Source organism: Burkholderia sp. YIM B11467 (genome assembly GCF_052952715.1).
In genome coordinates, this window is the sequence record NZ_JBQVSQ010000012.1 from 200,664 (window position 1) to 222,732 (window position 22,069).

General features: G+C 66.7%; 22 protein-coding genes. 14 read left to right on the forward strand and 8 right to left on the reverse strand.

All coding sequences use genetic code 11. The features are described 5' to 3' along the window. Positions 1 to 35 precede the first annotated feature (35 nt). The 8 genes from ACTRWB_RS32075 (at position 36) to ACTRWB_RS32110 (ending at position 9,227) form a co-directional block, all read left to right on the forward strand. Entirely contained in the window at positions 36 to 1,376 is a 1,341-nt protein-coding gene (locus tag ACTRWB_RS32075; RefSeq protein ID WP_446904227.1) for an aminotransferase class III-fold pyridoxal phosphate-dependent enzyme, read from the forward strand. A 184-nt stretch (positions 1,377 to 1,560) separates the two neighbouring features. Further along, entirely contained in the window at positions 1,561 to 3,063 is a 1,503-nt protein-coding gene (locus ACTRWB_RS32080) for an APC family permease (protein ID WP_129515322.1), read from the forward strand. Then, positions 3,060 to 3,647 carry a DUF3156 family protein gene (locus ACTRWB_RS32085; protein WP_446904228.1) on the forward strand — a complete coding sequence of 196 codons (588 nt, stop codon included), beginning with the start codon at positions 3,060 to 3,062 and terminating at the stop codon, positions 3,645 to 3,647. The genes ACTRWB_RS32080 and ACTRWB_RS32085 overlap by 4 nt, the downstream gene beginning before the upstream one ends. 68 nt (positions 3,648 to 3,715) lie before the next feature. Then, positions 3,716 to 4,654 carry a helix-turn-helix domain-containing protein gene (locus ACTRWB_RS32090; protein ID WP_129515320.1) on the forward strand — a complete coding sequence of 313 codons (939 nt, stop codon included), beginning with the start codon at positions 3,716 to 3,718 and terminating at the stop codon, positions 4,652 to 4,654. Positions 4,655 to 4,820: 166 nt separating this feature from the next. Next, positions 4,821 to 6,029, forward strand: a complete 1,209-nt coding sequence (locus ACTRWB_RS32095) for a porin (RefSeq protein WP_343493911.1) — start codon at positions 4,821 to 4,823, stop codon at positions 6,027 to 6,029. A 198-nt stretch (positions 6,030 to 6,227) separates the two neighbouring features. Further along, positions 6,228 to 7,466, forward strand: coding sequence for an ABC transporter substrate-binding protein (locus tag ACTRWB_RS32100; protein WP_446904229.1), 1,239 nt, complete (start codon positions 6,228 to 6,230; stop codon positions 7,464 to 7,466). Positions 7,467 to 7,500: 34 nt separating this feature from the next. Continuing rightward, positions 7,501 to 8,370, forward strand: coding sequence for a carbohydrate ABC transporter permease (locus ACTRWB_RS32105; protein ID WP_446904230.1), 870 nt, complete (start codon positions 7,501 to 7,503; stop codon positions 8,368 to 8,370). Then, a complete protein-coding gene (locus tag ACTRWB_RS32110; RefSeq protein ID WP_446904231.1) occupies positions 8,367 to 9,227 on the forward strand; it encodes a carbohydrate ABC transporter permease in 861 nt (286 codons plus the stop codon). Before ACTRWB_RS32105 ends, ACTRWB_RS32110 begins: the two co-directional genes overlap by 4 nt. A 32-nt stretch (positions 9,228 to 9,259) precedes the next feature. Here the strand turns inward: ACTRWB_RS32110 and ACTRWB_RS32115 are convergent, their stop codons facing one another. After that, entirely contained in the window at positions 9,260 to 10,282 is a 1,023-nt protein-coding gene (locus ACTRWB_RS32115; protein ID WP_446904232.1) for a LacI family DNA-binding transcriptional regulator, read from the reverse strand. A 6-nt stretch (positions 10,283 to 10,288) separates the two neighbouring features. On the opposite strand from ACTRWB_RS32115, the gene ACTRWB_RS32120 reads away from it, so the two are divergent. Continuing rightward, positions 10,289 to 11,209 carry a phosphatidylinositol-specific phospholipase C gene (locus ACTRWB_RS32120; RefSeq protein ID WP_446904233.1) on the forward strand — a complete coding sequence of 307 codons (921 nt, stop codon included), beginning with the start codon at positions 10,289 to 10,291 and terminating at the stop codon, positions 11,207 to 11,209. Here ACTRWB_RS32120 and ACTRWB_RS32125 read toward each other — a convergent pair. Next, the gene (locus tag ACTRWB_RS32125) at positions 11,206 to 12,162 is read right to left on the reverse strand and encodes an alpha/beta hydrolase family protein (protein WP_446904234.1); all 957 of its coding nucleotides are present in this window, start codon (positions 12,160 to 12,162) and stop codon (positions 11,206 to 11,208) included. The two genes, ACTRWB_RS32120 and ACTRWB_RS32125, sit on opposite strands and share 4 nt — an antisense overlap. Before the next feature lie 636 nt (positions 12,163 to 12,798). Here ACTRWB_RS32125 and ACTRWB_RS32130 point away from each other — a divergent pair. Beyond that, positions 12,799 to 13,101 (forward strand): type II toxin-antitoxin system HigB family toxin, encoded by a 303-nt coding sequence (locus ACTRWB_RS32130; RefSeq protein WP_446904235.1) that lies wholly within the window; start codon positions 12,799 to 12,801, stop codon positions 13,099 to 13,101. Positions 13,102 to 13,105: 4 nt separating this feature from the next. Then, positions 13,106 to 13,468, forward strand: a complete 363-nt coding sequence (locus ACTRWB_RS32135; RefSeq protein WP_446904236.1) for a helix-turn-helix domain-containing protein — start codon at positions 13,106 to 13,108, stop codon at positions 13,466 to 13,468. A 72-nt stretch (positions 13,469 to 13,540) separates the two neighbouring features. On the opposite strand, the gene ACTRWB_RS32140 is transcribed toward ACTRWB_RS32135, so the two are convergent. Next, a complete protein-coding gene (locus ACTRWB_RS32140; protein WP_446904237.1) occupies positions 13,541 to 14,152 on the reverse strand; it encodes a LysE family translocator in 612 nt (203 codons plus the stop codon). Positions 14,153 to 14,239: 87 nt separating this feature from the next. Here ACTRWB_RS32140 and ACTRWB_RS32145 point away from each other — a divergent pair, with 87 nt between their 5' ends. Beyond that, on the forward strand, positions 14,240 to 14,767 hold the full coding sequence (locus ACTRWB_RS32145) for a GNAT family N-acetyltransferase (protein WP_446904238.1): 528 nt from the start codon (positions 14,240 to 14,242) through the stop codon (positions 14,765 to 14,767). A gap of 18 nt (positions 14,768 to 14,785) precedes the next feature. Here the strand turns inward: ACTRWB_RS32145 and ACTRWB_RS32150 are convergent, their stop codons facing one another. From ACTRWB_RS32150 to ACTRWB_RS32165, 4 genes are all read right to left on the reverse strand, one after another. Further along, positions 14,786 to 15,847 (reverse strand): alkene reductase, encoded by a 1,062-nt coding sequence (locus tag ACTRWB_RS32150; protein ID WP_446904239.1) that lies wholly within the window; start codon positions 15,845 to 15,847, stop codon positions 14,786 to 14,788. An 82-nt stretch (positions 15,848 to 15,929) separates the two neighbouring features. Continuing rightward, the gene (locus ACTRWB_RS32155) at positions 15,930 to 16,238 is read right to left on the reverse strand and encodes an ArsR/SmtB family transcription factor (RefSeq protein WP_129515308.1); all 309 of its coding nucleotides are present in this window, start codon (positions 16,236 to 16,238) and stop codon (positions 15,930 to 15,932) included. Between the two features lie 314 nt (positions 16,239 to 16,552). Continuing rightward, positions 16,553 to 17,011, reverse strand: coding sequence for an MEKHLA domain-containing protein (locus ACTRWB_RS32160; RefSeq protein WP_446904240.1), 459 nt, complete (start codon positions 17,009 to 17,011; stop codon positions 16,553 to 16,555). Between the two features lie 832 nt (positions 17,012 to 17,843). Beyond that, complete coding sequence (locus tag ACTRWB_RS32165; RefSeq protein WP_129515306.1) at positions 17,844 to 18,455, reverse strand: pyridoxamine 5'-phosphate oxidase family protein; 612 nt, start codon at positions 18,453 to 18,455, stop codon at positions 17,844 to 17,846. 196 nt (positions 18,456 to 18,651) lie between these two features. Between ACTRWB_RS32165 and ACTRWB_RS32170 the strand changes: the two genes are divergently transcribed. Next, positions 18,652 to 19,362 (forward strand): HAD family hydrolase, encoded by a 711-nt coding sequence (locus tag ACTRWB_RS32170; protein ID WP_446904241.1) that lies wholly within the window; start codon positions 18,652 to 18,654, stop codon positions 19,360 to 19,362. Between the two features lie 85 nt (positions 19,363 to 19,447). After that, entirely contained in the window at positions 19,448 to 20,611 is a 1,164-nt protein-coding gene (locus ACTRWB_RS32175) for an alpha/beta hydrolase (protein WP_446904242.1), read from the forward strand. Positions 20,612 to 20,928: 317 nt separating this feature from the next. On the opposite strand, the gene ACTRWB_RS32180 is transcribed toward ACTRWB_RS32175, so the two are convergent. Continuing rightward, complete coding sequence (locus ACTRWB_RS32180) at positions 20,929 to 22,068, reverse strand: patatin-like phospholipase family protein (protein ID WP_446904243.1); 1,140 nt, start codon at positions 22,066 to 22,068, stop codon at positions 20,929 to 20,931. Position 22,069: the final 1 nt, after the last annotated feature.

The following is a 22,069-nucleotide window of genomic DNA, read 5'->3' on the forward strand; positions in this document are numbered from 1 at the left end:
ACCCACGTTCAAACGATCCGACAGTGGAGACTGCAATGAGCTACAACGAAGCGAAATTCTGGCATCCGATGGTGCACCCGAACGAGATGAAGCAGCGCAAGCCGATCCGCATCGTGCGCGGCGACGGCTGCTACGTGTTCGACGAAGAGGGCCGCAAGCTCGTCGACGGCGTCGCGGGCCTGTGGAACGTGAACGTCGGCCACAACCGCCAGGAAGTGAAGGACGCGATCGTGCGCCAGCTCGACGAGCTCGAATACTTCCAGCTGTTCGACGGCATTTCGCATCCGCGTGCGGAAGAGCTGTCGAAGAAGGTGATCGACATGCTCGAACCGGAAGGGATGCGCCGCGTGCTGTACAGCTCGGGCGGCTCCGATTCGATCGAGACCGCACTGAAGATCGCGCGCCAGTACTGGAAGGTGCGCGGCCAGGCCGATCGAACGAAGTTCATCTCGCTGAAGCAGGGTTATCACGGCACGCACTTCGGCGGTGCGTCGGTGAACGGCAACACGGTGTTCCGCCGCAACTACGAGCCGAACCTGCCCGGCTGCTTCCACGTCGAGACGCCGTGGCTGTACCGCAACCCGTTCACGCAGGATCCGGAGGAACTCGGCCGGATCTGCGCGGAAATGCTCGAGCGCGAGATCCTGTTCCAGAGCCCCGATACGGTTGCCGCGTTCATCGCGGAACCGATCCAGGGCGCGGGTGGCGTGATCGTGCCGCCGGCCAACTACTGGCCGCTGGTACGCGAGGTGTGCGACCGCTACGGCGTGCTGCTGATCGCTGACGAAGTCGTGACGGGCTTCGGCCGTAGCGGCAGCCTATTCGGCAGCCGCGGCTGGGGCGTGCGCCCCGACATCATGTGTCTCGCGAAGGGGATCTCGTCGGGCTACGTGCCGCTCGGCGCGACGGTCGTGAACGCGCGGATCGAGGACGCGTTCGCCGAGAATGCGGACTTCGGCGGCGCGATCATGCACGGCTACACGTATGCGGGCCACCCGGTCGCGTGCGCGGCCGCGATCGCGAGCCTCGACATCGTCGTGAAGGAAGACCTGCCGGCGAATGCGGCGAAGCAGGGCGCGTATCTGCTCGAAGCGCTGCAACCGTTCGTGGAACGCTTCGCGGCGGTCGGCGAGGTGCGCGGCAAGGGGCTGATGCTCGCGCTCGACCTCGTCGCGAACAAGACGACGCGCGAGCCGATCGACCCGCTGTCCGGTTATGCGAATGCGGTCGCGGAAGTCGCGCGCGAGAACGGCGTGATGGTGCGCCCGGTCGGCACGAAGATCATCCTGTCGCCGCCGCTCGTGATCCAGCGCGAGCAGCTCGACCGGATCGTCGATGCGCTCGCGGCGGGCTTCGAGGCCGTGCCGTTCGCCTGACGACGCGACCGCGTGACGGCAGGCCTGTGGCGGGCGGCGTGGCCCCGCCGTCGCGGGTTTGCCGATTTGCGCTATGACCGGATTATTTTGCCTGCGTATTTTTTCGACATCGGATCGCGTTTTGATCGACAGGAAGCCCGGGCGACGAAGCACGGGTTCGGGTCAACAAAGGAAGGAGACAAAGATGTCGGGATGGTCAGGAGTTACCGGCGCCGCGGGCGGCACGCCCGCCGGCTCACCGGCCGAAGCAGGCGGCGGCACGGCGCTGAAGGCGGGCGCGGTCGGTTTTCCGACCGCGCTGGCGAGCGCCGTCGGCCTCATCATGGCAAGCCCGGTGATCCTCACCGCGACGTCGGGCTTCGGGATGGGCGGCTGGGCGTTCGCGGTCGCGATGATCATCGCGTTCGTGATGATGCAGGCGCAGGCGACCACGTTCTCCGAAGCTGCCGCGATGCTGCCGACGGCCGGCTCGGTTTACGATTACCTGTCGTGCGGGCTGGGCCGCTTCTGGGCGATCACCGGCACGATCTCCGCGTATTTCCTCGTGCACGTGTTCGCCGGCACGGCGGAAACGATCCTGAGCGGCATCATGGCGCTCGTCAATTTCGAATCGCTGAACGCGGCATTCGAGAAGCACAACAGCTCGTGGCTCGTCGGCGTCGGCCTCGTGATCACGTTCGCGATCACCAACATCATCGGTATCAAGGTGTTCAGCAAGCTCGAGATCGTGCTGACGGCCGGCATGTGGCTGTCGCTGATGATCTTCGGGATCCTCGGGCTCGTGGCCGCGCCGGCCGTGCACCTCGACGGCTGGTTCGGCGGCTCGGAAGTCGGCACGTCGGTGCCGGCCGTGCTGTCGCTGGTCGGGATGGCGATGTTCATGTTCGTCGGCTGCGAGTTCGTCACGCCGCTCGCGCCGGAAATGAAGGCGCCGGGCCGCACGATCCCGCGCGCGATGACGATCGGCCTCGTCGGCGTCGCGATCTGCATGTTCCTGTACGGCGCGGCGATCCGCCGCCAGGTTGCGAACGTGCCCGTGAGCCCCGACGGCCTCACGCACCTGCTCGACACGCCGGGTGCGATTCCCGCATTCGCGTTGCAGGTGCTCGGCCCGTTCGGCCGCATCTGGTTCGGCGTTGCGTTCCTGTTCGCGGGCGCCGCCACGATCAACACGCTGATGGCCGGGCTGCCGCGCATCCTGTACGGGATGGCGATCGACGGCGCGCTGCCGCGCTGCTTCGCGTACCTGCATCCGCGCTTCAAGACGCCCGTGGTCGGCATCGTCGCGGCGGCCGTCGTGCCGATCGTTCACGCGTGGCTGATCAACGGCAATCTCGACAGCATCCTGCACCTCGTGCTCGCCGCGACCTGCGCGTGGGGCACCGCGTACCTGCTCGTCACCGCATCGGTCGTGATGCTGCGCATCCGCCGCCCGGACCTGCCGCGCCCGTACCGTTCGCCGCTGTTCCCGCTGCCGCAGATCGTGTCGAGCGTCGGTATCGTGCTCGCGATCTGGTACATCACGCCGCCCGGCATGAACGCGCGCGACATCTACGTGCCGTTCGGCGCGATGCTCGGGCTCACCGCGCTGTACGCGCTGTTCTGGACGCTGGTCGTGCAGCGCCGGCATCCGTTCAAGCCGGTGCCGGTCGAGGAAGTGCTGCGCAACGAGCACGTCGCGTCGTGAAGGCCGCGCTCGCCCGGTGGCGCGCGGCGCCCGATGCGCCGCCGCCCGGCCATCGGCCCGGCGCGATTGCCGCGCGCGTGCTCGCCGATCTGCACGCCGCGCACGATGCCGACGGTGTCGGCAGCCCGACGGCGCGGCTGCCGAACGGCGTGCGCGTGAGCGTCGAGGAGCGCGTCGAGCGCCAGTTCCTGATGCATACGGTCAGCGTGAAGGTGACGGCGACCGCCTGCGGCCCGGCCGCGCAGGGCAGCGCCCGCGTGCGGCAGACCGGCTGGCTGCGCCGCACCGGCATCGACGCGATGCTCGTGCCCGGATGTGACCCCGGATTCGTCGACACGGTGGCGGCGCTGGTCGCCGAGCCGTCGCTGGCCGACGCGCTGCGGCCGCTGCACCTGACCGACTGCGCGATCGACGCGCGCGACGGCCGCTGGACACTCGCGATCGTGCCGTTCGGCGGCAGCGAGATCGTGAACCGGATGCCGTCGTTTCGCCGTTATGTCCGCCTGACCGGCGAGCAGGCCGCCGCGCTGTCGGCGGCCTGTCTTGCGTTCGAAACCGCACTGCACAGGTTTTTGCGCGGGTAAGCTGTGGCGTTGCGGCCGGGCGAACGCCACGGCCGCATCCAGGAATCAGGGTTTCACCGGAGGCGCCGATGTTGTTCCAGTCTCGCTCACACGAAGACGTGCACGATCACGGGCTCGCGATCGCGGGCTGGCATCAGGTCTACCGCCAGATGACGCCGGGCCGCTTCAAGGGCACGGTCACGCAGGTGCTGTACGACGATTTCCACTTCTTCCGCGAAACGACCAACCGGCGCGTCGCGCAAACCGGGCTCGCACCGGCCGGGCGCACGTCACTCGCGGTGCCGCTGTCCGTGCCGCTCGCCGGCACCTTCCAGGGCCAGCCGGTCGACGGTTATGCGCTGCTCGCGCTGCGCGCCGGCGAGGATTTCGAATTCCACACGCCGGAAGGGATGGGGCTCGTCGGGATCAGCGCGGCCTCCGACATGGTCGACGAGCTGTGCGAGGCCGAATTCGGCGCGGCCGGCGCGCGCAAGCTGCGGCACGTGACGCGGCTGTCCGATGCGCAGGGCGTCGCGCTCGGCGTGCGGTTGTCGTCGCTGATCGACGATGCGCAGCGCAACCCCGGTCACCTCGAGTACGCGGCCACCCGCAAGATGTTCCGCGACGCGATGCTCGGCATGTTTCTCGATGCGCTCGAACAGGGCATCGGCGTCGAGCGCCGCGACATCACGCACGCCACTTACAGCGACATCGTGAGCCGCTGCGAGAAGCATCTGCGCGACCGGCCCGAAGAACCCGTCACCGTGCTCGAACTGTGCCGCGCGCTGCGCTGCAGCCGCCGCACGCTGCAAACCAGCTTTCAACGCGTGGCCGACGTCACGCCCGTCGGTTATCTGCGCACGATCCGGCTGAACGCGGTGCGGCGCATGCTGCGCACGACCTCCGTGCAGCAGCTCGGCGTCGGCGAGGCCGCCGCGAGCTGGGGGTTCACGCATCTCGGTTATTTCGCGCGCGAGTATCGCGACCTGTTCGGCGAACTGCCTTCCCAGACGACGCGTCCCGCATGACGCACGTGCACCGCGACGCAGCCGCCGGGCCGCGTCGCGCGTCGCACATTCCACCGTTTGCCGATTTGCGATAGAGGTCCTGAATTTTCGCTGGATAGAGTCCTGTCACCCATATCGACAACACCATCGATTTGCACTGCGAATCGATCATCACAAAGGGCGGGACATGAAGATCGGACGACGACTGGCCGCAGCCGCGGCCACGCTGGGTTGCATGCACGCACACGCGCAGACTTCGGGCAGCGTGACGCTGTACGGCACGGTGGACACCGGCATCATCTACTCGACGAACCAGCAGTTCACGCGCGCCGACGGCAGCACGGGCGGCGGCCATGCGTGGCAGATGGGCGGCGGCAACCTCGTGCCGTCCCGTTTCGGGTTCCAGGGCGCCGAGCCGCTCGGCGGCGGGCTCGACGCGGTGTTCAACCTCGAGCAGCAGTTCCTGTCCGCGAACGGGCAGGCGCTGCAGGGCGGCACCGCGTTCAGCCGGCAGGCGTGGGTCGGGCTGCGCAAGGACACGATCGGCACGCTCGGCCTCGGCCGCCAATACGATTCGTACACGGACATGCTCGGCGCGTATGTGTCGAGCAACAACTGGGCGACGCCGTATGGCTCGCATCTCGGCGACGTCGACAACCTGAATGCCGCGTTCAACTTCAACAACGCGGTGAAGTTCACGAGCGCCGATTTCAACGGCCTCACGGTCGGCGGCACGTTCAGCTTCGGCGGGCAGGCCGGCGACTTTTCCGCGAAGCGCGGTTATTCGGTGGCCGCGACGTACACGCGCGCGCCGGTGGCGTTCTCGGTCGGTTATCTCGACCTGCACCAGCCGCTCGACGCGGCACTCGGCGGCGCGAGCGGCTATATCGGCGATTTCGCGTGCAGCAACCCGGGCGCGATGTACTGCCTGCTGCAGGACGCCGGCTCGATGCGCGCGTTCGGCGCGGGCGGCTCGCTGACGCTCGGCGCGGCGACGGTCGCGCTCACCTACACGCATACGCGCCTCGGCGACAGCCGCTACTTCTCGACCACCGCGCAGCCGCGCACGCAGGCGTTCACGTTCGACATCGGCGAGCTGAACGTCACGTACATGTTCACGCCCGCGCTGCAGGGCGGCGTCGCGTACATCTTCAACGCCGCGCATACCGATGGGCGCGGCACGACGCGTTTCCACCAGGTGAACGTCGGCACGAACTACAGCCTGTCGAAGCGCACGGCGCTGTATGCGGTCGCGATCGGCCAGATCGCGAGCGGGACGGGGCTCGGCACCGACGCGAACGGCAACGCGGTGAACTACGCGCAAATCCCGGTGCTCGCGAACAGCAACTCGAGCCGGCAGCTGGCGGTGATGGCCGGGATCCGCGTGAACTTCTGATCCGGCCGGGGAGGTCTGGCCGGGAAGGCGGGGCCGGGGCGGCCGGGCACGGCGGCCGCCTGTTCCGCCGGGTGCCATAAATTCTTAACGATCGGCGTGAACAATGGCGTTCGCTTCAGGCGGCCAGCAGCGTCACTCGTGTTGCACACGTGTGCAACGCCTGGCCGTCCCGCCACCACGCCGAACGAGAGAGACCCCATGACCTTGCTGAGCCGCCTGCGCGCGCTGTCCGCCGCCCTTGCGCTGTCCTTCGCCGCGTCGCACGCCGTTGCCGCGGATCTCGTCATCGCAGGCCGCGACGACATTTACGGCAAGGGGCTGGCCGACGCCGTCGCCGGCTTCAACAAACTGCACCCGGGCACCGAGATCGAGCTGCTCAAGCTGCCGAACGCGAACCTGTACCAGAAGCTCAAGCTGTCGATGCGCGAAGGCACCGGCGCGTACGACCTCGTGATGATGGACGACACCTGGGCGCCCGAATTCATCGGCAACGGCTGGCTGAAGCCGCTGCCCGCGTCGCTCGCGGACGCCGACCTCGTGCCGTCTACCGTCGCGCTCGGCCGCAACGCGGCGGGTGCACTGTACGCGCTGCCGATCGTCGGCAACGTCGAGATGTTCGCGTACCGCAAGGATCTGCTCGCGAAGTACAAGCTGCAGCCGCCGCGCAACTGGGACGACGTGCTGAAGATCGCGCAGACCGTCGGCGGCGCGGACAAGAGCGTGTCGGGCGTGGTGTTTCGCGGCACCAAGGGCAACCCGGTCGTGACGGGCTTCCTGCCGATCCTGTGGGCCTACGGCGGCGACGTGTTCGACCATGCCGGCAACGTGACGATCGATTCGCGCGAGGCGCAGGCCGCGCTGAAGACCTTCCTCGCGCTGAAGGCGTCCGCGCCGAAGGACGTCGACGTGTACGGCGCGGCGGAAGTGCGCGATGCGCTGCAGCGCGGCACGGCCGCGCAGTCGATCGAAGTATGGCCCGCGTGGGTGCCGGCGCTCGACGATCCGAAGCAGTCGCGCGTGGTCGGGCAGATCGCGCTGCAACCGCCGCCCGGGCAGACCGCGGGCCCGGCGCCGATGCTCGGCATCTGGCAGATGGGCATTCCGAAGGACGCGCCGCACGCGAAGCTCGCGCAGGACTTCCTGGCGTACCTGACCAACCGCGACACGCAGACGCGCCTCGCCGGCATCGGCATTCCGCCGACCCGCCGCAGCGTGTTCACCGATCCGGCGCTGGTGCGCCAGTACCGCTGGTATCCCGATCAGCTGAAGGCGCTCGAGGCCGGCCGTGCGCGGCCGCGGGTGAAGGACTGGCAGCAGGTCGAGAGCATTCTCGGCGACCAGCTTCAGCTCGCACTGACCGGGCAGGCGGCGCCCGACGCGGCGCTGCGCCAGGCGCAGCAGAAGATCGCGCAGGCGATGGCCACGGCCGGCAAGTGACGGCCCGCCTCGACTCGCCGCCCGGAACCCGCGCATGAAAGCCCTCGGCCGCAGTTTGCCGTTCGTCGCGCTGCTCGGGCCCGCGCTGCTGGTGCTCGCCGCGCTCGCGCTGTATCCGGTCGCGCAGGTGCTGATCGATTCGTTCTGCCAGGTCGACTATGCGGCCGGCCGCCGTGCGTTCGCGGGGCTCGCGAACTATCGCGCGGTGCTCGGCGACGACGCGTTCACGGCCGGCTTCGGCAACACGCTGCGCTTCACGATCGTGGCCTCGCTCGCCGAGGTCGCGCTCGGCTTCGGCCTCGCGCTGCTGTTCGTGCGCGCGTTTCCGGGGCGGCGCATCGCGCTGCCGCTCGCGATCCTGCCGATGATGCTGTCCACGCTCGTGTGCTCGGCGATCTGGCGCAACTGGCTCAACTTCGACGGTTTCCTGAACGCGCTGCTCGCGACGTTCGGCATCGAAGGCGTGCGCTGGCTGTCCGATCCGCATCTCGCGCTGTGGTCGCTCGCGCTCGTCGACGTGTGGCAGTGGACGCCGATGGCGTTCCTGATCGTGCTGGCCGGGCTCCAGTCGATTCCACAGGAGCTGTACGAAGCCGCGCGCACCGACGGCGCGAGCGAGTGGCAGTGCCTGCGCGACATCACGCTGCCGCTCGCGGCGCCGCAGATCGGCCTCGCGCTGCTGCTGCGCTCGATCGACACGTTCAAGCTGTTCGACAAGGTCTATGCGCTGACGGGCGGTGGCCCCGGCAACGCCACGCAGACGCTGTCGACCTATATCTACGACACGGGCTTCCGCTTCTTCAACGTCGGGCCGGCGAGTGCCGCGTCGGTGCTGATGCTTGCGGCGTCCGCGCTGCTGGTCTCGGGGTATGTATGGCAGACGGTTCGCAAGCGGCGCGCATGACGGCGCAACCCGCGGGCATCACTCGCGCGCGAACGGGCGCCGCATTCGGTCGCGCGATGCCGTGGGCGCTGCGCGTTGCAGCGCTCGCGCTGTTGCTGCTGCCGTGCCTGTGGATGGCCGGCGCGGCCTTCATGCCGACGCTCGAGCGCCTCGATCATCCGTTGCGGATCTGGCCGGCCGCGCCGACTTTCGAGCATTTTGCGTCGGTGTGGTCCAACGGCATCGGCGCACCGCTTTTCAATTCGCTGCTGGTCGGGTTCGGCACGACGCTGCTCGCGCTGGCGCTCGCGTTTCCGGCCGCGTATGCGCTCGTGCGGCTGCGGTTTCCGGCGCGGCTCGACCTGTTGTTCCTGGTGCTCGTGCTCGCGTTGAAGCTGATGCCGCCGATCACGATCGCGGTGCCGCTGTTCGCGCTCGCGAAGCGCTTGCACCTGCTCGATTCGACGCTCGGCCTGATGCTCGCGTACCAGATCTACGCATTGCCGATGGCGATCTGGATGCTGCTCGCGTTCGTGCGCGACGTGCCCGTCGAGTATGAAGAGGCGGCGTGCATCGACGGTGCGGGGCTCGCGCGGCGGCTCGTGCAGATCGTGCTGCCGCTGTGCGCGCCGGGGCTGATCGCGACCGCGATCTTCGTGTTCATCGCCGCGTGGAACGAGTTCCTGATCGCGCTGCTGTTCGTGTCGACGCCGAGCCGCTTCACGCTGCCGCTCGCGATCGCCGGCTACGTGACGGAGAACGGCATCGACTGGGGCGACCTGATGAGCGCGGGCCTGATGGCGTCGCTGCCCACGCTGGCCGTGGCCGGTTATGTGCAGCGTTACCTGTTGCGCGGATTCGCGGGCGGGCTGAAGTGACGCGCGGCGACGCCGCGCTCCATTTCACGTTGTCACGCGCAGCTATGCCGCACCACCTGCGTCACCGGCACGACGCGTGTGCGCGACGGGCCGTCGAACGTCTGCATCCGGTCGGCAAGCAGGTCGATCGCCGCGTGTGCGAGGCTGCGCGTGTCCTGCCGGAGCGTCGTCAGCCGATACGCATCGTAGTCGGCGGCCGGGATGTCGTCGAAGCCGATCACGCGCAGGTCGTCCGGCACGCGCAACCCGAATTCGCTGCGCGCGACGTCGATCACGCCGAGCGCGAGCAGGTCGGACGAACAGAACACGCCGTCAGGTCGCTCGCCGGCCGCGAACAGCTGCCGCGCGGCGTCGATCCCGCTTGCATGCGTGTCGGACGGCGTGTCGAGTACCCGCGCAAGCGTCGCGTCGAACGCGTCGCCGCGCCCGATCGCCTGCTCGAACGCCGCGGCGCGCGACTGCGCGCTATAGCTCGCGCCGCGCGGCCCGACGAACGCGAGCCGGCGCGCGCCGGCCCGCACGAGCCGCTGCGCCGCATGGACGGCGCCCGCCGCGTTGTCGCTGACGACGACATCCGCGCCCGGCAGGTTCGCCTCGCGGTTGATCATCACGACGGGAATCCGGTGTTCGAGATACTGTTGCGCCACCGACAGCGGTGGCGACGCGGACGTCATCACGAGGCCCGCGATCCGGTAGCTGAGCAGCTGTTCGAGCGATTGCCGGACCTGGCGCGGATCTTCCGCATTGGTCACGAGCGGCGTGAGCCCGCGCTGTCCGAGCGCGGCCATCAGGTCCGACAGCAGCCGCGCGCGGAACGGGTTCTCGAAACCGGCCGTCACGACACCGATCATGCTGCTGCGCTGCGTGATCATGTCGCGCGCGATCAGGTTGACCTGGTAGCCCAGCGCACGCGCGGCGACCATCACGCGTTCGCGTGTTTGCGGCGCGATGCTCGCGGTCGGCGAGAATGCACGCGATACCGCGGAGCGCGATACACCGGCACGCGCCGCGACATCCGACGCCGTCACCCACGGTTTTCTTTCCTTGTCATTCATTGATTGATGATTCCTTCGAACCACGATACGTGCATGCCGCCTGCCGACTGGATGTCGGCGCTCGACGATGCGCGGCTGCTGCATACGCTGACCTTACCGGGCAGCCATGACACCTGTGCGTATACGGTCGACGATGGGCTAGTGCGCACGCAGCGCGCGCCACTCGACGCGCAGCTCGCGCATGGTGTGCGGCTGCTCGATATTCGCTGCCGGCACGTGCGCGATGCGTTCGACATCCATCACGGCGGCATCGCGCTCGGCATGACCTTCGACGACGTGCTGGCAACCTGCACAAGCTTTCTCGATGCGCATCCGCGCGAATGCATCGTGATGTCGGTGAAGGACGAGTGGCCGGCGCACGCGTGCACGCGCGGTTTCGATGCGACGTTTGACGCGCATCGCGCGCGGCACCCGCGGCTGCGCTGGCATGCCGGCGGTACGCTGCCCGCGCTCGCCGACGTGCGCGGCGCGGTCGTGCTGCTGCGGCGCTTTCGCAGCGGCCGGCCGCTCGGCATCGACCTGACCGCGTGGCCCGACAACGCGACGTTTTCGATCGATCATCCCGATGGTGCGTTCGTGATCCAGGACGAGTATCGCGTGCCCGTTGCCGCGTCGATCGGCTGGAAGTGGCGCGCGATCGACACACTGCTGACGCACCTGCCATTGCCGGATAGCGGCCGCTGGGCGCTCAATTTCTGCAGCGGGACCGGGATGGGCGCGAATCCGTCGGTGGTTGCACATGGCGACGGTCGCGTTCAAGGCATCCATGCGCGGCTGGCCGAACGATTGCGCGAGCAGCCAGGCCCGTACGGCGCGATGCTGCTCGATTTCTGCGATGACGACGACTGGGCGCTGGTGCGCGCGCTGATCGCGTGCAACGACCATGCGCCGGCGTCGGGTGTGTGGCGCAAGGCGTTTCGCTGCTAGCGGAGATTGGCGCTGAAGAACGCGAGCGCCTTTGCGTCGAATGCCTGGTGAAAGGCGACGCGATCGAATTCACCGGCGTCGACGCACACGCGCGGCGCCTTTTGTTTCAATGCGTCGGAGCAGGGTGCGACGAACGCGAAATGTGCGGCATGCCGCACGACGTGGAATTCCGGCCGCTGCGGCAACAGGCCGGCCAGCGCGGGGAGGGTGGCCGGCTCGACGCCGTCGCCGCCTTCCTCCGACGCCCAGAGCTGGATCGGGGCATGAACTTCCTTCACCGTGTCGGCGGTCGGGAATTCGTCGAGCGGATCGGCCAGCACGTAGGCCTTGATGCGCGGGTCGTGCGTCAGTGGCGGGAGGACAAGGTCGCGGTCGCGAATCTGCCGGCAGATCAGCAAGGTCGGGTCCGTGCACGCGACCTGCGCATGCACGTAATCCGGATTGCCGCCGGCCAGCACCAGACCGGTATAGCCGCCGCGCGAGAAGCCGAAGAAGCCGATCCGTGCGGGATCGATTCGCGCGGCGTCGGATGCATTGCCCAGCATGTAGTCGACCAGGCGCTTGATGTCGACGGGGCGTTCGACGAACTCCTGAATGTCGGCCGCGTGGCTCATGTCGGAGAACGTGTCGCCCGGATGATTGATCGCCGCGACCACGAAGCCCGCGTCGGCGAGCGTTTCAGGGAGGTCGTGGTGGTCGAGGAACGTGCCGCCGTGGCCGTGCGAGATCACGACGAGCGGCAGTTTGTCGCCGACGGTCGGACAATCGCGCTTCCCTTTCAACTCGTAAGGGCCGACCGTGAGGGCCTGCGCGGCGTCCGCGCAGGGCGTCCACACGATGGCCTTCAGTTCGGGGCCGCCGGCATCGGCCGGGATCCGGACGAACTTGACGCCGGCCGCGTGTGCGACGGTTGCGGACAGGCAGAGCAGGACAGCCGATAGCCAGGTTTTCATTGTGTATGGTTCCCGGAGCAGGGCGTTGGCAGATCGCCATCACGATGCGGCGTATCGTGACGAAAATCCGCAGCCGTGTACAGAGGCGCCTTTGCCGACCTCGCTCTGCCGTGACCCAATCGTCGATGCGTCGGACGATATCCGTTGCACGTCACAACGCACATTATTGAGCGCGATGCAGTGGTGCTGGAACGAGTTCCGTGTTGTGGCACTGCGAGCGTTCTGCCTGCGATCTGGCTTGTTCGCCACACTTCATAACGAATAATCGGGCGACAGGTGCGCATGCGCGGAAAGATTCGCGGTTGTGAAGTGGAGGGTGTCGGGTCGTTTGAATGCTACGCAATCAGGTTTGAGGAGTCCGGCGGGTTCGTCGATATCTCTCGTCATCGCTAGAATTCCCGTTTTGCCATGCGCGCTGTGCATGACGCAATGCAACGCCTGTTACGGCGCGTTCAAGGAAATCCAGGAGACCCTCGAGTCGACTGTTTCGGTGCACGAACTGATTGAATTGGCGCAATGGCCAGGCCGCTGGGCGCTCGCTGAAACGCGGAGCAGCGGAACGATTCGATTCGGTTGCAGACAACGCGCACCTTTCACTAGTTGCACAAGTCCCAAATTGGGACTAGGATTATACCCATGCGAATTGTCGCCAAAAGAACCCTGCTCAACTTCATCGAGCGCCATGTGCAGGCCGAGCAGGCATTGCTCGCGTGGCATGCGGAAGCGTCGAAGGCCGATTGGAAGACCCCGCAGCACATCAAGGATCAGTACGCTAGCGCCAGCTTCGTCGGTCGGAATCGTGTGGTCTTCAACATCAAGGGCAACGACTTTCGGCTGATCGTTGCGGTGGCCCACCAGATCGGCGTGGTGTACGTGAAGTTTGTTGGCACGCATGCGGAATACGACAAGGTGGATGCAGCAACCGTGGACATGGAGTAACGAAATGAACATTCACCCGATTCGAACCGAGGCTGACTACGATGCCGCGTTGAAGGTAGTGTCCGCGCTTGTCGATGCCGATCCGGCGCCTGGCACGCCGGAAGGCGACGAACTGGAGATTCTGGCGATCCTGATCGAGCGCTACGAAAGCGAGCACTTCCCATTGAAGGCACCGAATCCGATCGATGCGATCAAGTTTCGAATGGAGCAGGCAGAGCTGTCGGTTCCTGACATGCGGCCGTACATTGGAAACAGCAATCGCGTGTACGAGGTGCTGGCTGGCCGGCGGGCACTGAGCCTTGCCATGATCCGCAAGCTGCATGCTGGGTTGCATATCCCTGCGGACGTGCTGATCGGGACTTCGTAACAAAGACACGCATTTCGGTGCAGTGCCTGATGCGCTGACGTGCGGCCCTGGCTTTCGACTCCGCTAAATTGCTCAGCGCGTCGCGATCGCCACTGCCGCACCGGCCATCGCCGCCGCGCTCGTGCGGTTCGCGATCCGCTTCGCGCGCACCGACGTCAGGAAAGCCCGTGCCCGCGACGCGAGCAGCGACCAGACGCAGTCGGTGGCGATCAGGATCGCGAGCATCGTGCCGACCAGCTCGGCCCAGGCCGTCACGCCGACGTGCGTGAGGTCGACGATGGTCGGCAGCAGCGCAAGATAGAACACCATGATCTTCGGATTGCCGAGCGTTACCAGAATGCCGGCGACGAACATGCGCCACGGCGACTGGCCGCGCGGCAGGTCGTCCGCACGCGTGTCGGTCGGCGCGGTCCACATCTTCCACGCGAGGAACAGCAGGTACGCGACGCCGAGCAGCTTCAGCACGATCAGGCCCGCCGCGAACGTGCGCGTGAACGCGGACAGCCCGGCGACCGCGAGCGTGAGCCACAGCGCTTCGCCGAGCCACATGGCCGCGAGGAACGGCAGCACGTCTCGCACGCCGTTCGTCAGCACACGCGAGACGAGCGCGGCGACGCTCGGGCCGGGCGTGCCGGAGGTGACGAGCAGGGCGAAGGCGAAGACGGCGAGTGCGGACAACGTCATGACGGACCTCGGGGGTGGGGCGTTCGAAACGTATGAGGTTTCGATTATAGTGACGGCCGTTCCAGACTGCCTGCCTGAATTGCCTTCATGTCCGCATCGATCCTGATTCGCCCCGCCACGCGGGAAGACGCGACCGCGATGGCCGCTGTGGAAGTCGCCGCCGCGCAGCGGTTTCGCGAGATCGGCATGACCGATATTGCGGACGCCGAGCCGACCGATGCGTCCGACGTGCTCGCGCGCATCGACGGCGGTCGCGCGTATGTTGCGGTCGACTCGCAGGGCGTGTGCGTCGGGTTTGCGTTCTACCGGCTGCTCGATGCGCAGCGGCTTTATCTGGAGGAACTGGATGTCGCGCCGTCGCATGCCGGACAGCGGATCGGCGCGCGCCTGATCGAACAGGTGACCGCGCGCGCGGCGCAGGAGCACATCGCACAGGTCGTGCTGTCGACGTTCCGCGATGCACCGTGGAATGCGCCGTACTACGCGCGCCTCGGTTTCCGGATCGTCGACGAGGCCGCACTCGACGACACGCTGCGCGCGATCCGCGCGCACCACGTCGAGCGCGGGCTCGACGAAACGCAGCGCGTGTTCATGCGCGCGGACGTGCGCGCCTGAACACGTGCTGCCCGGCCGTCAGGCCGCGTCGCTCAGCGCCGGGTAGTCCGTATAGCCCGTTTCGCCTTCCGCGTAGAACGTTTCCGGCACCGGCTTGTTGAGCGGCGCGCCGAGTTCGAGGCGGCGCGGCAGGTCGGGGTTCGCGATGAACAGCTTGCCCCAGGCAATCGCGTCGGCGTTGCCGTCCGCGAGTGCGGCCTGCGCGGTGTCGAACGTGAACTGCTCGTTCGCGATCAGCGGGCCGCCGAACGCTTCCTTCAGGCGCGGGCTCAAATGGTCGCCCGAATACGATTCGCGCGTGAAGATGAACGCGATCTTGCGGCGGCCGAGCTCGCGCGCGACATAACCGAACGTCGCTGCCGGATCGGAATCGCCCATCGTGTGCGCGTCGCCGCGCGGCGCGAGGTGGACGCCGACGCGGCCGGCGCCCCACACGTCGATCGCAGCGTCGACCACTTCGAGCAGCAGGCGCGCGCGGTTCTCGATCGGGCCGCCGTACACGTCGGTGCGGCGATTGGTGCTGTCCTGCAGGAACTGGTCGAGCAGGTAGCCGTTCGCGCCGTGGATCTCGACGCCGTCGAAGCCGGCCGCCTTCGCGTTCTCGGCACCCTTGCGGTACGCGGCGACGATGCCCGGAATCTCGTCGAGTTCGAGCGCGCGCGGCGTCACGAACGGACGCTGCGGACGCACGAGGCTCACGTTGCCGCCCGCGGCGATCGCGCTCGGCGCGACCGGCAGGTCGCCGTTCAGGAACATCGGATCGGAGATCCGGCCCACGTGCCACAGTTGCAGCACGATGCGCCCGCCGGCCGCGTGCACGGCCTGCGTCACGCGCTTCCAGCCCTCGACCTGCTCGTCGGACCAGATGCCGGGCGTGTCCGCGTAGCCGACACCCTGCGGCGTGACCGACGTGGCTTCGGTAATGATCAGGCCGGCCGATGCACGCTCGGCGTAATAACGCGCCATCAGTGCGTTCGGCACGCGCGTCGAGCCCGCGCGGGAGCGGGTGAGCGGCGCCATCACAATGCGGTTCGGCAGGGTCAGGTCGCCGAGGGTAACGGGGTCGAACAGCGTGGGCATGGCAGATAACCTCTTCACGAAAGGCGGGCGCACCGTCGCGTCATGTGCAACGCGGGCCCGCATGGCCGATACGGCCGGTTGATTAGAGATCGCGGCGCAAAGCGTCGTGAAATGCGTCGATGACGGCCTCGTTGCGCCGGAAGAACGCCCACTGGCCGATCCGTGTCGACGTGACGAGCCCCGCGCGCTCCAGCGTCGCGAGGTGCGCGGAGACGGTCGACTGCGACAGCCCGCAGCGCGCGTCGATCTGGCCCGCGCAGACGCCTTGTTCGTGCGGCAGCGTCTGTGCCGGGAAGTACTCGCCCGGCGTTTTCAGCCAGACGAGGATCTCCCGGCGCACGGGGTTCGAGAGCGCTTTCAGGATCGCGTCGATGTCGAGTTCGGTCGGCATGGATGGAGCAGGTGTTTCGGTCGGGCAGACGGGTATCGTCGATGGGCGAATCTTATATCGGGATTTGACGATATGTTTGAAAGCACTGCTGGCAATGGGGTTGATAGCTATCGACCGAGGCGATTCGCTATCGTCGCGGGCGGTTGGCCGGCGTGTGCTACGGGGCCAGAACTGACCATCGATCACGATGCGCCGGGTGGTCCGGCGCTGCACGCATGATTGCCGCAGGTGCTCCTTCTCCGGTCGGGGGCGCAATCAATTCCGGTTTTGCGTTGTGTCGCTGCGTTGTGTCGCGCGGACCGCGGGGAATGCAATCAGATGTCACATGTACGGGGAATGACGACTGCCTGTCCGTGCAATCTGCCGTCCGTGTCGAGAAGTTGCCACAGGGTTGCTTCCTCGATCATGAAGCGCTGGCCGGATTTCGTGATGCGAACTCCTCTGTATCCGGTCTCGCAACCAAGCCGCTGCACGCGTGAGAGGAATTGCTGCCGTTCCTCGCGATTCGGCGCTTCGGCAGAGAACCGGGACGGAAGTCGGGTGATTTCATCCCAGCTATATCCGAATCGGCGCTGTGCAGCCTTGTTCGCATAAATAAAGAGCGGATCGGGGTCGGTGTTGTGTGCGAGCACTGCAAACGGGGCGAACTCATAGAGCCACTCGGTTGCGTCATTCTCGGGAACGGTTGTCGGCACGAGCGGGCGACCGAGCAATTGAGCATGGCTGTCGGCAAGCAACTGATAGAAGGCTGGATCGCGATAGAGCGGAGTCATCCGACACATCACGGGAATATCGGAAGCCGTTACGATACAACAGCTTCATTCGGCACTGCGCATCGTGCCGGATCGCGCGGGTACGCCATCCGGACATGACAGCCGGACATGGCAGCCGGGAGCGAAGCGCCGAACGTGGGTGCGAGAGGCGGCGCGCCGATGCGAAACAGGTATCCGGTGCTGACGAGCATGAGTGTGCGGGCTGTCACTAAATCTCCCGGATCGTTTGAAAACGCCCGGATGACGATACTGCTCAAGCTTTCCGCTTCACTGGATCGACCTGCCCGAAGTCATGCAACGCGCAACTCGCGCATGCGCGCGTATGTCCTGTACTGCCGCTTCCGCGGCCTGGACGCCGGAGAGAATCGCCGTGGGTACGCCATATCCCGGGAACGTTGTTTGTCCTCCGAGATAGAGGCCGCGCAGCCCTGTCCGATGCGGAAAGAACTTGTCAGGCGTGGTGCCTGGCGCAATGCCGTAGAGCGCCCCCTCGTATAGATGGCGTCCGCGCGAAATCCTGCGGATCCGATACACGGATGTCTTCGAAGCAAAGGCCGGGAAGATGGGCCTGTATCGCGTTGAGATAGTCGCCGACTGCGGCCTGCGTCATCGCGCTCGTCCATTGGGATGCGGAGTGGATTCCCGTTGCGGGTGCATACAGTTCCAATACTGCCTTGCCGTTTGGCGCAAGCCTCGGCAGCACCTGTGACGGACAGGTGTAGGCAAGCCATTGAGGAACCCCGGGCGTCAAGACATGCATGGCCGCCTGTTGCGGCATCACGGGAACATGATTGGTAATGAAGGCGCGTAGCTCGCCGCGTCGGGAGGGCGGTCAAGGATGCAATGGTTCGCCATCGGTCGGGAACGTATGCCGGGCGTGCCAGCCGCCATCCGTCCGAGTCAGACGAACCGAGTTGAGGCCCAGCGGATCAGGCGCAATCCCCCGCATGCGCGACCACAGTTCAACCCAGGCGGGCTCACAAGTAACGGTCACCACATAAGGATCGTCCGGCCCGTTGGGGAACCAGGAGCGCAGCGATTCTTTCCAGATGCGTTGCTTCAGCGCAGTTTCCGCGGAGACTGTCGGGACGGTCCCGATCGTCACGTATCCTCGGTCAGCCATGCTGAGGAAGGACAGACTGATCGTCTTCCCTTGGCGAATCTCCAGCGCCTTGCGCGTTCTCGAATCGGTCATGAAACGAATCGTGAGGTCCTGCCCGATCTCCAGCACCTCGACGACCCTGGAGTTGATCTGACCGGACGCATCGTTCGAAGCTACAAAACAGAAGGCGCAATTGCTGACGATTTCAGTGGCTTGTTGAAAGAGTTGGCTTGCATTCATGATGATGTGCGATAGCGTTTCAGTGGTGAGCCTTGAACATCGAAGGCTTCGCATGACGTCAGGCCTGCCGTAGATGTCAAATTGCTCGGGAGACAATGCCATTTAATGCACTACATGCAGCTATATACGGCGTGCATTATTGTGACAACATGCGCTGGAGGTGTCCACGTGGTGTTTCGCACGTGCTGCGGTACTGACGTCTGCACCTCGATATGCAACCGTTCGCTGACCTCTTTGCCTATGCTGTGAAACTGTCTGTGCGTCGCGCGCGGGCCTTTCTTGTTTGAGGAGATCTTTCATGTCAGTTCGGGCCGTCATATTCGACTTCGATCTGACGCTGGCGGATTCGTCCGCCGCGATCATCGAATGCACGGAGTACGCGTTGCAACAACTTGGCGTCGCCGGCGCGACGTCTGCGCAGATCGGCGCCGTGATCGGGCTGCCGCTGCACGAGATGTTCCGTTCGTTGACAGGCGAAACCGACCCGGCGCGGGCCGACGCGTTCGCGCGGCACTTCGTGGCGCGCGCCGACGAAATCATGGTGGACGGCACGCGCATCTACCCCGAAGTCCCGCCGCTGCTCGCGCGTCTGCGCGAGCAGGGTCTCGCGGTCGCGATCGTTTCGTCGAAGTTTCGTTACCGGATCGACGCAATCCTCGCGTTGAACGGATTGCAGTCGCTGGTCGACGTGCTGATCGGCGGAGAAGACGTGCAGCGTCACAAGCCGGATCCGGAAGGGATCGAACTGGCGCTGGCGCGGCTGGGCTTGCCGGCCGCCGCGGCGATCTACGTGGGCGACCATGCGGTGGACGCGCAGGCGGCCGAGCGCGCCGGTGTGCCGTTTGTCGGCGCGGTGAGCGGGATGACGTCGTTCGATGCATGGGCGCGTGCGGGCAAGCAGGCGGTGACCGCGCATATCGGCGAACTGGCCGCGATCGTGCGCCGGATGCAGCGTGCTTCGGGTGAAGTCCGCGTCGATGCCGAACGTGGTGCCGAACCGGCCGACTGAACCGCTTTCCGCAACCGGTCGGCAGCGCGAGACGGATTCTGCGACCATCGCCGTTAAAGTCATACCCGCAACCCGGTCCGTCGCCATGTCACTCATTTCCGTCGCCTTTGCAAGAATCCGGCTGTCGCGCGTGCTGCCGGCCGCCCGAACCCTGTCATACGCGATTCCGCTCGCGGCAGCCTGTGCCGCAATCGGTGTGCTGGGCGGCGCGCGTCCGGCCGATGCCGCCACGCAGCGCGAACGTCTCGAGGCCCCGGTCAAGGCCGTCGCCGACCAGCGCGTGACCGTCGCTACGCCGCAGGGCAGCGCGATGCTGCCCGTCTACGCCGACCATCCGCTCGACAAGGCCGCGCCCGACATCACGCGCGTCTTCATCGTGATTCACGGCACGCTCCGGAATGCCGATGCGTACTACGCGTCGGGGCTCAAGGTCGTCGGGAAGGCCGGCGCGGCCGGGCAGGGCACGATGGTCGTCGCCCCGCAGTTCCTGACGCGCGCCGATACGCGTGCGTTCTCGCTGCCCGCGCAAACGCTGGCCTGGACCCAGGAAGGATGGAAGGGCGGCGAACCGGCGCGCCAGCCGGGCCCGGTCAGTTCGTTCGCCGCGCTCGACGCGTTGCTCGCGCATTTCGCCGATCGCAGCCTGTACCCGGCGTTGTCGACCGTGGTCGTGATCGGTCATTCCGCCGGCGCGCAGTTGCTGCAGCGCTACGCGGTGGCCGGGCACGAAGGCGACGCGCTGGCGCAGGCCGGCATCGTCGTGCGCTACGTGGTGGCGAACCCGTCGAGCTACCTGTATTTCGACGACGAACGGCCGGACGCCGGCGCAATCGCAGGCGGCGCCTGCCCGCGCGCGACGCAATGGAAATACGGGCTGAAGTCGGCGCCGCCTTACGTCGCGTCGCAGGACGTGCGCGAACTCGAAACGCGCTACGTCGCGCGCCATGTCGTGTACCTGCTCGGGCAGGCCGACACGAACCCGTACACGCATTTCATCGACCGCTCGTGCGCGGCGATGGCTCAGGGCCCGTACCGGCTCGCGCGCGGGCTCGCGTATTTCGATTACCTGAAGAAGCGGCATCCGGACGATCTCGCGCAGCAGGTCGTCGAAGTGCCGGGCGTCGGGCACGACAATCTCGGCATGTTCACGTCGGCTTGCGGGCTGGCCGTGCTGTTCGGCCAGGCGTTGCCGCAGTCGTGTCCGGTCGTTGCTGGAACCGCGCCGGGCATACGCACGGCGGGGCAGTGAGCGTGCGGGCGATATCCGCGGCGACGATGGATCGAGCAGGAAAATGCAGGAATCGACCAGATAAATTCATTTCCCGGTCGGGTGCCCGCGGTTCAGGATGAAGGGATTGCCAGGAGTGCATCCATGAACATCACGACAGCCGGTGCGGCGTCTATCCGCACATCGACATCGAAACCTGCGCGCGCGGTTACGTGGCCCGGCACCATGTGCCCGGTGGCGTCGCGGCGGTCGAGGTGAGCGACGCCGGCCGCGCCTACCTCAGGGCTGCGCGCACCTGATCGCACCGTCGCAATCGGCGCGCGGTGCGCCGTCGCGCATCATGCCGGTTTTTCAGCGACCGCCGGTGCGTCCGGGTCGAATACCGTCAGGCCTTCCGTCGGATCCGTCGGCTGGTCCCACGGACGGGCCGCGATCGCCCGTTTCGCGGCGTCATAGCCGGCCTGCCGGCGGGCTGCGATGCCGCCCGGCGTGAAATCGATGTCCTTCAACTGATTGTCGCCGGCGAGTCGCGGCGCCGCGAGCTTGATCAGGTGCATCGTGGTCTCGCATCCCCACGCGGCGAGCCGGCGCACGGCCGGCGACGCGCGTTCGGCTTCCGGCACGTGCCGGGCCAGTTCGCGGATCACGTGGCGCAGCCGGTGAATCTGCTGCTGGCGCGCGATGTGACTGTCGGTGCGGCTCGCATACTGGATGTCCTTCTGCCGTTCCGACACCTGCCAGATGCTCTCGGGCTCGGGGCCGGCCGGATTCCACACCTGCACCGAGAAGATGATCGAGCTGCGGCGCGGATTGTCGTCGAGCACGACCTCGACCGGCGTATTCGAATACACGCCGCCATCCCAGTACGGCTCGCCGTCGATCCGGATCGCCGGGAACGCGGGCGGCAGCGCGCCCGAACTCATGATGTGGTCGATCCCCAGTTGCGTATCGCGCGAATCGAAATAGCGCATCGCACCCGTGCACGCATTGACCGCGCTGACGGTCAGGCGCGGGTGGCCCGCGTTCAGCAGACCGGGATCGATCAGCGATGCGAGCGTGTCGCGCAGCGGCGCGATCCGGTAATACGACGCGCGATCGACGCCGAGGCGGACCATCGGCCCGAACCACGACGCCGGATTGGGCTGGAAGAATCCCGCGATGCCGCCGCCGATGATCATCATCTCGGCCAGCGTCCGGTCCCAGCCGGGCAGCAGCGCGGGGACGTCGAAACGGGTCCGTTCGGTCACGCGCTGCCAGAACGCCAGCAGCTTCTCGTAGCGCTGTTCCGGCGGATTTCCGGCGATCAGCGCCGCGTTGATCGCGCCGATCGACGTGCCGACCACCCAGTCGGGCCGGATGCCGGCTTCGTCCATCGCCTGAAAGACGCCGAGCTGGAACGCACCCAGTGCGCCGCCGCCCTGGAGCACGAGCACGACTTGCCCGGGGAGGTCCATTCGTGCCGGCTGGCTCGCGGTCATG

What these genes read in the sequence shown, in the direction of transcription:
- ACTRWB_RS32095 (WP_343493911.1), top strand. Translation starts at nt 4,821, where the DNA reads ATGAAGATCGGACGACGACTGGCCGCAGCCGCGGCCACGCTGGGTTGC.
- ACTRWB_RS32165 (WP_129515306.1), bottom strand. Translation starts at nt 18,455, where the DNA reads ATGGCATTGTCTCCCGAGCAATTTGACATCTACGGCAGGCCTGACGTC.
- ACTRWB_RS32105 (WP_446904230.1), top strand. Translation starts at nt 7,501, where the DNA reads ATGAAAGCCCTCGGCCGCAGTTTGCCGTTCGTCGCGCTGCTCGGGCCC.
- ACTRWB_RS32160 (WP_446904240.1), bottom strand. Translation starts at nt 17,011, where the DNA reads ATGACTCCGCTCTATCGCGATCCAGCCTTCTATCAGTTGCTTGCCGAC.
- ACTRWB_RS32175 (WP_446904242.1), top strand. Translation starts at nt 19,448, where the DNA reads ATGTCACTCATTTCCGTCGCCTTTGCAAGAATCCGGCTGTCGCGCGTG.
- ACTRWB_RS32155 (WP_129515308.1), bottom strand. Translation starts at nt 16,238, where the DNA reads ATGCCGACCGAACTCGACATCGACGCGATCCTGAAAGCGCTCTCGAAC.
- ACTRWB_RS32150 (WP_446904239.1), bottom strand. Translation starts at nt 15,847, where the DNA reads ATGCCCACGCTGTTCGACCCCGTTACCCTCGGCGACCTGACCCTGCCG.
- ACTRWB_RS32180 (WP_446904243.1), bottom strand. Translation starts at nt 22,068, where the DNA reads ATGACCGCGAGCCAGCCGGCACGAATGGACCTCCCCGGGCAAGTCGTG.
- ACTRWB_RS32170 (WP_446904241.1), top strand. Translation starts at nt 18,652, where the DNA reads ATGTCAGTTCGGGCCGTCATATTCGACTTCGATCTGACGCTGGCGGAT.
- ACTRWB_RS32130 (WP_446904235.1), top strand. Translation starts at nt 12,799, where the DNA reads ATGCGAATTGTCGCCAAAAGAACCCTGCTCAACTTCATCGAGCGCCAT.
- ACTRWB_RS32090 (WP_129515320.1), top strand. Translation starts at nt 3,716, where the DNA reads ATGTTGTTCCAGTCTCGCTCACACGAAGACGTGCACGATCACGGGCTC.
- ACTRWB_RS32075 (WP_446904227.1), top strand. Translation starts at nt 36, where the DNA reads ATGAGCTACAACGAAGCGAAATTCTGGCATCCGATGGTGCACCCGAAC.
- ACTRWB_RS32080 (WP_129515322.1), top strand. Translation starts at nt 1,561, where the DNA reads ATGTCGGGATGGTCAGGAGTTACCGGCGCCGCGGGCGGCACGCCCGCC.
- ACTRWB_RS32115 (WP_446904232.1), bottom strand. Translation starts at nt 10,282, where the DNA reads ATGAATGACAAGGAAAGAAAACCGTGGGTGACGGCGTCGGATGTCGCG.
- ACTRWB_RS32120 (WP_446904233.1), top strand. Translation starts at nt 10,289, where the DNA reads ATGATTCCTTCGAACCACGATACGTGCATGCCGCCTGCCGACTGGATG.
- ACTRWB_RS32145 (WP_446904238.1), top strand. Translation starts at nt 14,240, where the DNA reads ATGTCCGCATCGATCCTGATTCGCCCCGCCACGCGGGAAGACGCGACC.
- ACTRWB_RS32140 (WP_446904237.1), bottom strand. Translation starts at nt 14,152, where the DNA reads ATGACGTTGTCCGCACTCGCCGTCTTCGCCTTCGCCCTGCTCGTCACC.
- ACTRWB_RS32135 (WP_446904236.1), top strand. Translation starts at nt 13,106, where the DNA reads ATGAACATTCACCCGATTCGAACCGAGGCTGACTACGATGCCGCGTTG.
- ACTRWB_RS32125 (WP_446904234.1), bottom strand. Translation starts at nt 12,162, where the DNA reads ATGAAAACCTGGCTATCGGCTGTCCTGCTCTGCCTGTCCGCAACCGTC.
- ACTRWB_RS32110 (WP_446904231.1), top strand. Translation starts at nt 8,367, where the DNA reads ATGACGGCGCAACCCGCGGGCATCACTCGCGCGCGAACGGGCGCCGCA.
- ACTRWB_RS32100 (WP_446904229.1), top strand. Translation starts at nt 6,228, where the DNA reads ATGACCTTGCTGAGCCGCCTGCGCGCGCTGTCCGCCGCCCTTGCGCTG.